The organism is Yoonia sp. SDW83-1 (assembly GCF_046762885.1).
In the GTDB taxonomy this organism is placed as follows: domain Bacteria; phylum Pseudomonadota; class Alphaproteobacteria; order Rhodobacterales; family Rhodobacteraceae; genus Yoonia.
On sequence record NZ_JBKQXO010000031.1, the window covers coordinates 1 to 13293 of the forward strand.

Annotated in this window: 15 protein-coding genes; 11 read left to right on the forward strand and 4 right to left on the reverse strand. The window is 58.8% G+C overall.

The window, feature by feature from the left end; all coding sequences use genetic code 11:
• Positions 1 to 18: 18 nt before the first annotated feature.
• Both ACFWW4_RS21800 and recO read left to right on the forward strand, forming a co-directional pair.
• Positions 19 to 345, forward strand: a complete 327-nt coding sequence (locus tag ACFWW4_RS21800; RefSeq protein ID WP_411892792.1) for a DUF1491 family protein — start codon at positions 19 to 21, stop codon at positions 343 to 345.
• Positions 342 to 1070 carry a DNA repair protein RecO gene (gene recO / locus ACFWW4_RS21805; protein WP_411892766.1) on the forward strand — a complete coding sequence of 243 codons (729 nt, stop codon included), beginning with the start codon at positions 342 to 344 and terminating at the stop codon, positions 1068 to 1070. The genes ACFWW4_RS21800 and recO overlap by 4 nt, the downstream gene beginning before the upstream one ends.
• On the opposite strand, the gene ACFWW4_RS21810 is transcribed toward recO, so the two are convergent.
• Entirely contained in the window at positions 1067 to 2095 is a 1029-nt protein-coding gene (locus tag ACFWW4_RS21810; protein WP_411892767.1) for an NAD-dependent epimerase/dehydratase family protein, read from the reverse strand. The two genes, recO and ACFWW4_RS21810, sit on opposite strands and share 4 nt — an antisense overlap.
• Before the next feature lie 110 nt (positions 2096 to 2205).
• Here ACFWW4_RS21810 and ACFWW4_RS21815 point away from each other — a divergent pair, with 110 nt between their 5' ends.
• Positions 2206 to 2697: a DUF421 domain-containing protein gene (locus ACFWW4_RS21815; RefSeq protein WP_393932370.1), complete on the forward strand. Its 492-nt coding sequence runs from the start codon at positions 2206 to 2208 to the stop codon at positions 2695 to 2697.
• Between the two features lie 15 nt (positions 2698 to 2712).
• Here the strand turns inward: ACFWW4_RS21815 and ACFWW4_RS21820 are convergent, their stop codons facing one another.
• The gene (locus ACFWW4_RS21820) at positions 2713 to 4398 is read right to left on the reverse strand and encodes an acyl-CoA dehydrogenase family protein (protein WP_411892768.1); all 1686 of its coding nucleotides are present in this window, start codon (positions 4396 to 4398) and stop codon (positions 2713 to 2715) included.
• Between the two features lie 147 nt (positions 4399 to 4545).
• Here ACFWW4_RS21820 and ACFWW4_RS21825 point away from each other — a divergent pair, with 147 nt between their 5' ends.
• Positions 4546 to 5316, forward strand: coding sequence for a sulfite exporter TauE/SafE family protein (locus ACFWW4_RS21825; RefSeq protein ID WP_411892769.1), 771 nt, complete (start codon positions 4546 to 4548; stop codon positions 5314 to 5316).
• Here the strand turns inward: ACFWW4_RS21825 and ACFWW4_RS21830 are convergent.
• Complete coding sequence (locus ACFWW4_RS21830; protein ID WP_411892770.1) at positions 5313 to 5855, reverse strand: DUF3859 domain-containing protein; 543 nt, start codon at positions 5853 to 5855, stop codon at positions 5313 to 5315. The two genes, ACFWW4_RS21825 and ACFWW4_RS21830, sit on opposite strands and share 4 nt — an antisense overlap.
• 133 nt (positions 5856 to 5988) lie before the next feature.
• Positions 5989 to 7587: a phosphoenolpyruvate carboxykinase gene (locus tag ACFWW4_RS21835; RefSeq protein WP_411892771.1), complete on the reverse strand. Its 1599-nt coding sequence runs from the start codon at positions 7585 to 7587 to the stop codon at positions 5989 to 5991.
• 296 nt (positions 7588 to 7883) lie between these two features.
• On the opposite strand from ACFWW4_RS21835, the gene ACFWW4_RS21840 reads away from it, so the two are divergent.
• Genes ACFWW4_RS21840 through ACFWW4_RS21870 form a run of 7 tightly spaced genes read left to right on the forward strand, consistent with a single transcriptional unit; the run spans position 7884 to position 13244 of the window.
• Positions 7884 to 8585 carry a response regulator transcription factor gene (locus ACFWW4_RS21840; protein ID WP_393932380.1) on the forward strand — a complete coding sequence of 234 codons (702 nt, stop codon included), beginning with the start codon at positions 7884 to 7886 and terminating at the stop codon, positions 8583 to 8585.
• A 3-nt stretch (positions 8586 to 8588) separates the two neighbouring features.
• Entirely contained in the window at positions 8589 to 10322 is a 1734-nt protein-coding gene (locus tag ACFWW4_RS21845) for a sensor N-terminal transmembrane domain-containing protein (RefSeq protein WP_411892772.1), read from the forward strand.
• 9 nt (positions 10323 to 10331) lie between these two features.
• Positions 10332 to 10757, forward strand: a complete 426-nt coding sequence (locus ACFWW4_RS21850; protein WP_411892773.1) for an HPr kinase/phosphorylase — start codon at positions 10332 to 10334, stop codon at positions 10755 to 10757.
• Entirely contained in the window at positions 10754 to 11674 is a 921-nt protein-coding gene (gene rapZ / locus ACFWW4_RS21855) for an RNase adapter RapZ (protein ID WP_393932386.1), read from the forward strand. Before ACFWW4_RS21850 ends, rapZ begins: the two co-directional genes overlap by 4 nt.
• A complete protein-coding gene (locus tag ACFWW4_RS21860) occupies positions 11671 to 12066 on the forward strand; it encodes a PTS sugar transporter subunit IIA (protein WP_411892774.1) in 396 nt (131 codons plus the stop codon). The genes rapZ and ACFWW4_RS21860 overlap by 4 nt, the downstream gene beginning before the upstream one ends.
• Positions 12063 to 12332 carry an HPr family phosphocarrier protein gene (locus tag ACFWW4_RS21865; RefSeq protein WP_393932390.1) on the forward strand — a complete coding sequence of 90 codons (270 nt, stop codon included), beginning with the start codon at positions 12063 to 12065 and terminating at the stop codon, positions 12330 to 12332. Before ACFWW4_RS21860 ends, ACFWW4_RS21865 begins: the two co-directional genes overlap by 4 nt.
• Positions 12333 to 12362: 30 nt before the next feature.
• A complete protein-coding gene (locus ACFWW4_RS21870) occupies positions 12363 to 13244 on the forward strand; it encodes a lysophospholipid acyltransferase family protein (protein ID WP_411892775.1) in 882 nt (293 codons plus the stop codon).
• Positions 13245 to 13293 lie beyond the last annotated feature (49 nt).

The following is a 13293-nucleotide window of genomic DNA, read 5'->3' on the forward strand; positions in this document are numbered from 1 at the left end:
CCCGGGACGGGGTCACCCATGAAACTGACGGCCGACATATGGGTGTCCGCTTACCTGACCCGGTTGCGCTTGCAGGACATCCCGGCCTTTGTCGTAAAACGCGGTGATGGCACCGCCGGCGCCGTGCTGGTCAAGCTCAACACGCTCGACGGGCAGGCCCGCTGTTATCAGCGCAGCTTTGATCTGATGACCGGCGAACGCCAATGGATCGTTCTGACCGAAGGGGACGAGGGTGAGGTCGATGCCTCCATCACCAAACAGCGCAGTTTTGACCCGGATCTGTGGGTGATCGAGGTCGAGGATCGCGCAGGCCGCCACCTACTCGACGAACCGGGGTTGTCATGATCGAATGGTCCGATGAAGGGGCCATTCTGGCCACCCGGCCCTTTGGCGAAACATCTGTGATTGTCGAGCTTTTCAGCGCGACCCATGGCCGGCATGCGGGCGTTGTGCGGGGCGGCACCAGCCGCAAGATCGCCCCGACGCTGCAGCCCGGCGCACAGGTTTCGGCCACATGGAAGGCGCGGCTCGACAGCCATCTGGGTAGCTTCACTATCGAACCGGTCCGCAGCCGCGCCGCCGCCGCCATGGCGGACCGTCTGGCGCTGGCAGGCTTGAATGCGGTCTGCGCGATCCTGTCCCATGTCCTGCCCGAACGCGAGGCACATGCGCCGCTTTATGACCGCACGATTGCTTTGCTTGATCTGCTGGGACAGGCGGAGGTCTGGCCGCTGGCTTACTTGCGCTGGGAACAGGCGCTGCTGGATGAAATGGGCTTTGGCATGGATCTGTCCCAATGCGCGGTGCATGGCGTGAACGAGGAACTGATCTATGTCTCACCCAAATCGGGCCGCGCCGTCAGCCGCGCCGCTGCTGGCGAATGGGCCGACCGTCTACTGCCGCTGCCGCCCGTCTTGGCAGGGCAGGGCGATGCGTCCAACGCCGAGATTGTGACAGCGCTTGGCACAACAGGTTACTTCATCGAACACCGCCTGATCAAAAGTCTGGGCGACCGTCCAATGCCAATGGCAAGGGGGCGGCTGATCGACGCGATCAGCCGTTCAGCCTAAACGATCTTGTTCTCGATCAAATAGGTGGCCGTTGCGACAACTGCCTTCGGGGCCTGGCGCATACCCCGCCCCAGCGTCGCAATTGCGCGGCTGTTATCCACCTTTTCGCGCTTGCCCAAAGCAGGAATGATCGACCGGATTGCCGGGTCAAAAAGCCCTAGAAACTTGACGACAAAATCAGGGGCCACCCGCGTGACAACCTTTCGGCCCGGATGGGCGGCCTTGATCACCTTTGCCATATCGGCGAACCACATGAACTGATCGACGGTCATGATCCGCTGGCCATGGGTCCCGGGCTTGTCGATGACGGCGACATGCATCTCGGCCACGTCTTGCACATCCACCGCCGTGAAGCCGAACCGCGGTACCATCGGATCCTTGGCGCGCAGGATACGTTCGATCACTGCGACGGATGTGCCAAAGCCACGGCCCAAAGGCGCACCAACAACAAAGCCCGGATTGATGACCGTCAGCTCTATTTCTGGTGCATGATCGCGCACATAACCCCAGGCGGCCAATTCCGCCAGCGTCTTGGACTTGGCATAAGGCGTGATGTTCGGATCATCCGGTTCGGTCCAGTTGGTTTCATCATACGCCGTGTCATCCGCTGGCAATGGTGAGCCGGAAATCGCAGCGGTCGATGATGTCATGACCACCCGCGTGATGCCCGCAGCCTTTGCCGCCCGCAATGCGCGCAACGCACCATCCACCGCGGGGCCAATCAGCTCGTCCTCATTCTTGGGTTGCACCATAGGAAAAGGTGACGCCGTGTGCATCAGCACATCCACACCCTCCATGGCAGCATCCCAACCGTCATCGCTGGCCAAATCCAGTGCAACAAATCGCAAACGGCTCACAAGATCGCTGGCATCGTCCAAATGCGGTTGCACCGCATCGGTAACTTCTGACGCCCGCGACAGGCTGCGAAGGGTGCCGCGCACGTGGTAGCCCGCGTTCAGCAATTGCAAGGTAATATGTTTGGCGATGTAACCGGACGCGCCGGTCAGAAGAACGGTTGTTGGCATGTGGGGCATTATCCCTTGGTCTGCATCTGAAGGTGGGCTGCGGTCAGCGAAGGTCAATGGAACGAAGGCAGCAGATCGCGTGTTATCGTAATGAAAAACGGAGCATCGCCATGATCGATATCATCGAAATTCTATGGCGCGTCAGTGTCACACTCGGTCTGATCATCCTGCTCACAAGGCTGGCAGGTCTTAGGTCATTTTCCAAGATGTCCGGCTTTGATTTTGCCGTGACGGTCGCGATGGGATCGGTTCTGGCAGCCGTCGCCACCACACCTGATGCACCGATCACCGACGGTCTGTTCGCGCTTTTGGCGTTGTTTGCGGTTCAGATGACCATTGCCATGGCGCGCAGCCGGTCAGCGAAAGTGCAGGACACGGTTGATAACGAACCACTTCTGATTATGGAGAACGGGAGCGTCCTGCACAAAAACCTTCGATCGGCAGGCATGACGCTTGGTGATCTGCACGGCAAGCTTCGCGAGGCGAATGCATTTGACCTCGATCAGGTTCATGCCGTGATCTTTGAGGCCACCGGCGATGTCAGCGTGCTGCACGGTGCAGGGCAGGTTACACCAGCCCTGCTGGAGGGCGTGCGACGCTAAAAGCGATCAAGGCAATCAATCCAGCAAACGCCGCGCAATCACTTGCGCCTGAATCTCTGCCGCCCCTTCAAAGATGTTCAGGATGCGCGCATCGCACAGGATCCGGCTGATCTTGTATTCCAGCGCGAAACCGTTGCCGCCATGGATCTGCAACGCGTTATCCGCGCAGGCCCACGCGACGCGTGCGCCTAGCAGTTTGGCCATCCCGGCCTCAAGATCACAGCGGCGGTCATGGTCCTTTTCATGGGCGCTGAAATAGGTCAGTTGCCGCGCCACCATGATTTCTACTGCCATCATGGCCAGCTTTCCGGATACACGCGGAAAATCGATCAGGGCCTTGCCGAATTGCTTGCGGTCCTGCGCATAACGCATCCCTTCATCGAGCGCCGATTGGGCCACGCCAATGGCACGTGCGGCGGTCTGGATGCGCGCCGACTCGAAGGTCTGCATCAACTGCTTGAACCCCTGACCTTCGCGTTCGCCCAGCAGGTTCTCACCCTTCACTTTGAAATCGTCAAAGTTCAGCGTGTATTCCTTCATCCCGCGATAACCGAGCACCTCAATCTCACCGCCGGAGATACCCGGATCGACAAAGGGTTTCTCATCCGTGCCCGGCGTCTTTTCCGCCAGGAACATCGACAATCCCTTGTAGTTGTCGGTGTCCGGGATCGTGCGCGCCAGCACCGTCATCACATGGGTGCGGGCAGCATGGGTGATCCAGGTCTTGTTGCCGGTGATGATCCAGTCGTCACCCTCCTTGCGGGCGCGGGTGCGCAAAGACCCCAGATCGGACCCGGTATTGGGTTCGGTAAAGACCGCCGTTGGCAGAATTTCCGCACTCGCCAGACCGGGCAGCCATTTTTTCTTCTGTGCTTCGGTCCCCCCACACAGGATCAGTTCCGCTGCGATTTCACTTCGAGTGCCGAGCGACCCGACACCGATATAACCACGCGACAATTCCTCGCTCACCACACACATCGACGCTTTCGACAGGCCAAAGCCGCCATATTCCTCGGGGATCGTCAGGCCGAACACACCCAGTTCGGCCATCTCGTTGATGACCTCCAGCGGGATCAACTCGTCCTTCAGGTGCCAGTCATGGGCGTAGGGTTCCACCTTCTCGACGCTGAAGCGGCGGAACTGTTCGCGGATCATCTCCAGCTCGTCATCAAGACCGGAGGCACCGACCGTGATATTGGCGGCCTGTTCCTGCATCAGCTCCACAAGACGGGTCCGTGCGGGCTGCGTGTTGCCCGACTGGGTCAGCGTCATGACTGCCGGGGCCATCAGCGCGCGCATGTCGTCCTGTGTCAGGCCCATATCCTGAAGGCGTACCATCTCGCCCTGGTTCATCTGGATGCCGCCATAGATCTGCCACAGGTATTCACCAAAGGCGATCTGGTGGATCAACTGCTCAACCTCGCCAAACTTGCCATCTTCCTCAAGACGCATCGCCCAGTTCTGCATCTGGCGCAGGGCCTGGGCATAGGTGGCCAGCCAGGCAAAGCCGTGGGCGGCAGTTTGGTGTGCCTCAATCAACTGACCCGAAACACGCCCATCCTCACTGACGAGCCCGGCGACAGCCGCCTTGGCGCGGGACAGAACATCGTCAACCGCAGGCAGGGTCGCACCGGTCAGCGTCAGCAGATCAGCCAATACCGGGCCTTGTGTCATGGGCAAGTCCTGTCCGTCATGGGGCATGTGTCGATTCCTCGTTTTTGCACATGCAGAGATAAAGTGTTCGCAACTGCAGCGCAATAATAATTCAAGCTGATGCAGCAGTAAGCACAAAAATGTCGCAACGGAATTCGCGCTGTTATCCGCAAATGCAAATGCGTAAGAGAGATTATGCCTGAATTCCTGAGCATCCTGCCTCCTGCCATTCTCGCCTTTGCCTTTATCGTCACTCTGCTTGGCGGCTTTGTCAAAGGGGCGGTGGGCTTTGCGATGCCGCTGGTCATGATTTCTGGCATGGGGATCCTGATCGAGCCGCAACTGGTCGTGGCCGGGATCATCATCCCGATCCTGACGACAAATATCCTGCAAGTGGCAAGGGCCGGATTGGGCAAAGCTAGGGACGCACTGGCCGAACACTGGCGCTATATCAGCCTTGTCTGCGTGATGATCCTGATCTCGGCGCAGTTTTTGCGCAGTATCCCGACCAACGGCATGTTCATCGTTCTGGGCGTGCCAGTTGTGGTGCTCTGCGCGGTCCAGTTGGCCGGGTGGCGGCCCCGGATAGGGCCGAGGTGGCGGCGGCCCTTCGAATGGGTGGCGGGCACGCTGGCCGGTATCCTGGGTGGCCTTGCAGGGACGTGGGGCCCACCCACGGTGTTGTACCTTTTGGCGCTCAACACACCGCGCGACCGGCAGATGGCGGTGCAGGGGGTCATCTACGGGCTGGGGTCCGTGATGTTGCTGGCCGGGCATTTGCGGTCCGGCGTATTAAATGCGGAAACATGGCCGTTTTCTGCGGCGCTGGTCGTGCCCGCGCTGACTGGCATGTGGCTGGGGTTCAAGCTTGGTGATCGGTTCGATCAGGAACGGTTTCGCAAGGTGACCCTGCTGGTTCTGGTGGTTGCAGGTGCAAACCTGATCCGGCGCGGCCTAATGGGTTAGGACAGCAGATTTTCGAAACCGCAGACGCTGGCCAGTTCCGTGACCAGCTGTGGGGGAACGACCTCGAAACTGGTCTGGTACAGCACCTCTCCATCCCGCGTGGCAATCATTTGCCATGGACCCGTGACAAGCTCATAGGCGAAATCGAACTGATAGAATGTCAACGATGGTGCGACCCCGCTGATACTCGTGATATAGCTTTGGGTCTGCACCTGCGCATCACCCATAGGTGGATGGGTGACGACCATCACAACATCTTCTAGCCCGAACTCATCCGCAGCCATCGCTTTGACCCCGAACCCGATCCCCATGACAGCCGGGACGCGCCGGGCGGTCGAGACAAAGTGCGGGTCCACGTCGATGATATGGGTTTCACCGGCAAGCGTGCCGGGTGCGGGCGAGGTCCCGACCGATTCCGGCGGGCAGATGATCCCCGCCTCGAAACTGGCGATGTCGGGGGATGTCCTGCTTGGCTCCAACGCGGCTTGCGCCCAGGCGAAAACCGGCACGATCAGGATGAGAGGGATCAGACGATACATGCTGCCAATCTATGGTCCTGATCCATAATGTCGAGAGCCGGTAGATCACAAATCATAGCCGCGCGACGGCGGGGCAATCGCGCGGCAGGAGTCTTATGTAAGATGGGTCTCGACCCATCCCGACCGGAACGTATCAGCCGATGGCGGCGGCCTTCACGTCATCATCAATGAATGGCACGTATTTCTCGAAGTTATCGCTGAACATGGTCACCAGTTTCGCGGCCTGCGCATCATAGGCGTCCTTGTCTGCCCATGTATCACGCGGGTTCAGCAGACCATCATCCACCCCATCGACCGAGATCGGTACCTCAAAGCCGAAATGCGGGTCCTTGCGGAACGCACTTTCGATCAGGGTGCCATCCAGGGCCGCACTCAGCAGCGCACGGGTGGCCTTGATCGGCATGCGTGATCCGGTGCCATAGGCGCCCCCGGTCCAGCCCGTATTGACCAGCCAGCAGGTGGCACCGTGGCTTGCAATCTTGCTGCGCAACAGGTTGCCATAGGCCTCGGGACGGCGCGGCATGAAGGGGGCGCCGAAACAGGTGCTGAATGTCGGTTCAGGCTCGGTCACACCACGTTCGGTGCCGGCAACCTTTGATGTGAAGCCTGACAGGAAATGATACATCGCCTGTGCCGGTGTCAGCCGGGCGATTGGCGGCAAGACACCAAAGGCATCACAGGTCAGCATGATGATGTTCTTGGGATGCCCACCCAGCGCGCGCTCCGATGCGTTGGAGATATAGTTCAACGGATAGGCACAGCGCATATTGGCCGTCAGGCTGTCATCCTCGAAATCCAGTTCCAGCGTGTCGGGATCAAACACCATATTCTCGATGACCGTGTGCGGCATCGAACAGGTGGCGTAAATCTCCGGCTCTGCCTCGGGGTCAAGGCCGATGGTCTTGGCATAACAACCACCTTCAAAGTTGAACGTGCCGCGCTCGGACCAGCCATGTTCGTCGTCACCAATCAGAACACGGGTCGGGTCCGCCGACAGGGTGGTCTTGCCAGTGCCGGACAGGCCAAAGAATACGGCCGTATCCACCGGGTTGCCGGGCGCGTGGTTAGCCGAACAATGCATCGGCATGATGCCCTTTTCGGGCAACAGATAGTTCAGCAGCGTAAACACTGATTTCTTGTTTTCGCCCGCATATTCAGTGCCACCGATCAGGATCAGCTTGGCATCCATGTTCAGGGCAATCACCGTGTCAGACCGGCAGCCATGCTTGTCAGGATCGGCCTTGAAGCTCGGGCAATTGATGATCGTGAAATCGGGTACGAAAGTCGCCAGTTCCGATTGTTCAGGGCGACGCAACAGGTGCCGGATGAACAAACCATGCCATGCCAGTTCGGTCACGACGCGCACATCCAGACGATGCGCCGGATCCGCGCCACCAAACAGGTCCTGCACGTTATAGGTGCCGCCCTTCATATGGGCGAGCATGTCAGCGTACAGCACATCGAATTTCGCCGGGTCCATCGGCGGGTTGTTTTCCCACCAGATCGTGTCCTCGACAGACGGTGTGCGCACGACAAATTTGTCCTTGGGCGACCGGCCTGTGTGCTTACCGGTCGCCACCAGAAACGTACCACCTTTCCCGGTGACACCTTCACCTGCCGCGACGGCAGCATCATGCAACTCGGCCTCAGAGCGGTTGTAATACACGTAACCCAGCCCTGTGATGCCTTGATCCTCAAGCCTCATCTTCGGGTTGACCGTACCTTGGTCCATGGGTTCGCTCCTCAAATACCGGGCCGGGATGGCCCGCGATACACATTCATTAACATCATGTTTCAAAGGGCTGGTAGTGCGCTTTGCCACAGTTAGCGCAACCAAATGCGTGTTAGCGCAACCAAATGGTCCCGTGATGATCTCCGATGCCTGGCAATCAGGCCGAATGACAAAATTGAACCAATTAAGGCGATATTGTGGCGGGCTGGGACTTTGGGATTGATTCGTCTATATAAAAAGATGAAGAGTGGACGCGAGCGAGCGACAAACATTTCAGTAATTAGGGGAACGATCCCATGTCCAGAATAGCTTTGGTTGACGATGATCGGAATATCCTGACCTCGGTCTCCATGACGCTCGAAGCCGAAGGCTTCGAAGTGGAAACCTATAATGACGGCCAGGCAGCGCTTGAGGCCTTCAACAAACGGATGCCGGAACTGGCCGTTCTTGACATCAAGATGCCGCGAATGGATGGCATGGACCTGCTGCAGCGGCTCCGTCAGAAAACCTCAATGCCGGTGATCTTCCTGACCTCGAAAGATGACGAAATCGACGAGGTGTTGGGCTTGCGTATGGGCGCTGACGATTATGTAAAAAAGCCATTCTCGCAGCGTCTGCTGGTCGAACGTATCCGCGCGCTGCTCCGGCGTCAGGATGCGATTGCAGGCGAAGAGATCGAAGAGACCGAAGAAACCAAGGTGATGGTGCGTGGCGAGTTGGTGATGGATCCGCTGCGCCATGCGGTGAAATGGAAAGGTCAGGACGTTTCTCTGACCGTGACAGAGTTTCTATTGCTGCAGGCCTTGGCGCAGCGCCCCGGTTTTGTGAAAAGTCGTGATCAGTTAATGGATGTAGCCTATGATGATCAGGTCTATGTTGATGACCGCACCATCGACAGCCACATCAAACGACTGCGCAAAAAGATGCGTAACACTGATAACGAATTTTCCGCGATCGAGACGCTTTATGGCATCGGGTACCGCTACAACGAAGAGTAAGGCATGACATCAGCCCCCAAGGTTGACGTACGTGACCTGAAGTCCGTGCGCGCAGCGGCGCGCGAACCCGACCTTGTGCTGGGCGACGATTGGCTGTCTCCGGAAATGATGGGCATGGAAGATGCCTCTCCGCAGTCGCGGCGCGGGCTGTTGTCCCTGCGCAGTTCGCCGATCGCGCGTAAGATCATCACGTTCAACCTGATCGCTTTGATCCTGCTTATCGCCGGTGTGCTCTATCTCAACCCCTCGCGGGATAACCTAGCCTATCAGCGGGCCAAGGGCCTGATCAACGAAGCACAACTAATCGCAAATGTGTTCGAAGCACAATTGCCCGCATTGGCGCCAATCAATCTCGTTGCGGCTGATGGGATTGATCCTGCATCAGCGCTGGCCGGTCTCAACCTGCGCGGCGGGGTCGAGGTGTCGCTGTTCACGCCCGATGCGACCCTGGTTGCATCAGCGACGGGTAGCCTGGGAGCCAATGAAATTGCCGAACTGGTACAGACGACCGGTGGGACATTCCTGATCGATTTTCTTGGCGGCATCTGGAACAGGGCTGTGAGCCTGTTCTGGATTGATCCTGATTTGCGCACAGCCGAAGAACAGCTCTTTGAACTGGCCCAGAAAAACGTGATCGAGTCGATCGAAAGCGGCACGTTATTAGACGCTACAGATATCGGCGGCGTGATCAGTTTTATCGTCACAACGCCGATTTTCCGTGACGACAGGGTTGTTGGCGTCATCGCGGTCACCACCGCTGCAGGTGAGGTGGACAGCCTTGTTCGTCGCGAACGTGAACAGGTGCTGCGCCTTTTTCTTGTCGGCATCATGGTCAGCGTGGGGCTCAGCCTTGTCTTGGCCTCCACCATCGCCAACCCCTTGGCCGATCTGGCCGCAGCTGCGGAAAGCAGCCATGAAAAGAACGCGCGCCGCATGTCACCGGTCAAGGTTCGCATTCCCGACCTGACCGCACGGCCAGACGAAATCGGCAGATTATCGGGTGCCTTGCGGGGCATGGTGTCTGCGCTTTACGAACGGATTGAAGGCAACGAACAGTTTGCCGCTGATGTCGCCCACGAAATCAAAAACCCGCTGGCCTCGCTGCGGTCTGCTGTTGGCACGATGCGGGTGGCAAAGCGGGCAGACCAGCGCGAGCGGCTGTTGGAAGTCATCGAACATGACGTGAAACGCCTTGATCGTCTGGTCAGTGATATCTCGAACGCATCGCGGCTCGACAGTGAACTGGTCAAGGAAGAGGAAGAAACCTTCGATCTGCTCAATATGCTGGGCAATATTATCGAATTCCTCAGCACCGACGCCACCCAGCGCGGGATCGACTTTATCGCCGACATGCCCGAAGAACCGATACATGTGCAGGGGCTCGAAGGGCGGCTTGCACAGGTTTTCGTCAATCTGATCACCAATGCCGTATCGTTCTGTGATACGGGTGATGCGATCCGGGTCTGGGCGCGGCGGCGGCAAAACCGCGTGCTGGTTGTGGTCGAGGATACAGGCCCCGGCATCCCGGATGAGGCGCTGACAAAGATCTTCCAGCGGTTCTATTCAGAACGGCCAGAAGGGCAATTCGGCAACAACTCCGGTCTGGGGCTCGCTATCTCGAAACAGATTGTCGAGGCGCATGGCGGCGTGATCTGGGCCGAAAACATCAGGCCCACCGACTCTGATCCAACATCCGAACCGCTTGGCGCACGCTTTGTCGTGGGCCTGCCGGTCTGACGGTGCATCTTGACGCAATCGCAGACGATCCACGCGACCTGTGTTGCATGGAATGATCGTGCCGTCATGATCAGGGGGGGATCGGGGTCGGGCAAATCGACCTTGGGTTTGGTGCTGATGGGTATGGGGTGCAGCCTTGTGGCCGACGACAGGGTTATCGTCATGCGAAATGACGACAGGTTACTTGCCCGGGCTCCCGACACGATTCGCGGATTGATCGAGGCGCGGGGCATCGGCGTGCTGAATGCGGACCCATCTATACAGGCGCAGGTTGTGCTTATCGTGGATCTCGACGAAACAGAAAGTGAACGCCTGCCACCCCGACGCGTGGTCACGCTGTTGGGATTGGATGTTCCCTTGATTCATGCGGTCGATGGACCACATTTTGCTCCGGCAATCCTGCAGCTCCTCAAGGCAGGGTGGAGTGACAGATGACAGACCCGGACCCGCAACCCGACCAGAAGACCCCGACCATCGTATTGGTCACGGGGCCGTCCGGCGCCGGGCGATCAACCGCGATCAACGCGCTTGAGGATCTGGGATACGAGGTGATCGACAACCTGCCGCTGTCGTTGCTCCCCCGATTGCTGGACGGGCCGCCGCCAAACCGTCCTTTGGTTCTGGGGCTGGACGTGCGCAATCGGGATTTCAGCACCAATGCCCTGATCGAAACCATAGACCAGCTAAGTGGGCGGACAGATCTGAACGCTCAGGTGCTCTATCTCGATGCGGATGAAGAAGAACTGGTGCGGCGCTATTCCGAAACCCGGCGCAGGCATCCGCTGGCGCCCGCCGGACCACCTCTGGCCGGGATTGCCCGCGAACGGGACCTGCTGGTGCCAATCCGGGCGCGAGCCGACGTACTGATCGACACAAGCGGGCTGTCGCCTCACGATCTGCGCGCCGAAGTGGATCGCTGGTTTGCCACCGGCGAAGGGCGGCAACTGGGTGTGACGATCCATTCGTTTTCGTACAAACGCGGGCTGCCCCGGGGGATGGATATCGTCATGGATTGCCGGTTCCTGCGCAATCCGCACTGGGATGAAAAGCTGCGGGCGCTGGATGGGCGCGATCCTGCGGTGGCGGCCTATGTCGCCGAAGATCCGCGTTTCGAACCCTTCTTCGAACGGATAAAATCGCTCGCCGATCTTCTGTTGCCGGCGCACAAAGACGAAGGCAAGGCGCATCTTTCCATCGGGTTTGGATGTACCGGCGGGCAACACCGGTCTGTTGCAGTTGCAGAAAGGCTCGCTTCTGCACTTGCGAAAGACGGATGGCATGTGTCTAAACGACACCGTGAAATGGAGCGGCGTGATCTTCAGGCGTCAGTTGGCAAGGGTCAAAAGGTTTGATCGGTATCGTGATTGTGGCACATGGCGGGCTGGCGGGCGAATACCTTGCCGCAGTTGAACATGTGGTGGGCGCGCAAGAGGGGATGGTCAGCATCGCCATCGGCCCCGAAGATGATCGTGCCGCAAAGCAATCTGAAATCTGTGCAGCCGCCGACGCTGTGGATACCGGTGAAGGGGTGGTGATCGTGACCGACATGTTCGGCGGATCGCCGTCAAACCTGTCGCTGCGGGCCTGCAACCCCGAAAACCGGCGCATCCTTTATGGGGCGAACCTGCCCATGCTGATCAAGCTGGCCAAATCGCGCAAGCGGTCCGTACCGGACGCCGTTGATGCCGCCATCGCAGCCGCCCACAAATACATCAACTTCCACAATGGCGGGACACCCACATGACAACCTGCCGCCTGAAGATCGAAAATATCAAAGGGCTGCATGCCCGCGCCTCCGCCCGTCTGGTTGAGGTCGTTGAAAGCTTTGACGCAGACGCCACCATCAGCAAAGATGGTGAAAGCACCAGTGGCGACAGCATCATGGGCCTTTTAATGTTGGCAGCTTCCGTCGGAACCTTTATTGACGTAGAGACCCGAGGGCCGCAGGCGGAGGAGCTTGCTACGGCCATCAAGGAATTGGTGGCGGACAAATTCGGCGAAGGCTACTAAAGGTCCGACTGACCGGATAGGACGTATTGAGTGACCGAAACTACCCGGCATATCCCTGCACAACCGGTTGTCCCCGAAGACGCGCCGATCGTCTATGACCGCCGCAGCCTGACATATTCCAACACGTTCGACAGCCCGATGAAACGCAACATCATCCGGTCTATCGAATGGTGTACGGGCAAGCTGCAGATCGTGCGGATGATCCGCAAGTTCGAGCGGCTGGGCAAATTCCACGGGCAGGCGTTCTGGCGCGCCGCCCTTGATGTCATGGAAATTGACCTGCTGACGCCGCAGGAACAGTTGAACAACATCCCCAAAACCGGACCGGTGGTGTTCGTGGCCAACCACCCCCACGGCATGGTCGACGGCATGATCCTGGCCGACATGATTGGCCGGGTGCGCACTGATTACCGGATCCTGACCCGGTCGATCCTGACCGGGATCGACAAAGAGGCCGCGGATTTCATGATCCCGGTCCCATTCCCACACGAGCCGGACGCCCAAAAGAAAATGGTCGAGATGCGGCGCGCCACGATGGAACATCTGGACAATGGCGGGCTGGTGGCCCTGTTTCCCTCGGGTGTTGTGGCGTCATCCGACACCATGTTTGGTCCGGCACGAGAGGCGGAGTGGAACGTCTTTACCGCCAAGATGATCCGCACATCAGGGGCGACGGTCGTGCCATGCTACTTCCCCGGCGCAAATTCGCGCTGGTATCAGATCGCCAACAAAATCTCTGCCACCCTGCGGCAAAGCCTGCTGCTGCACGAGATCGTGCATGCCTGCGGCAAGGCGCAAAAGCCGGTTATCGGCAAACCTGTCGCCGAAGCCGAAGTCACCGCCCGCATCAAAGAACCCCGTGCCTTCATGGCCTGGCTGCGTGAACAGACACTGGGGCTGAAAGAAATCTAGCGGGCAACAGCCCCCGGCATCATCGCCTCCAAACTATTTTAAAATCGTC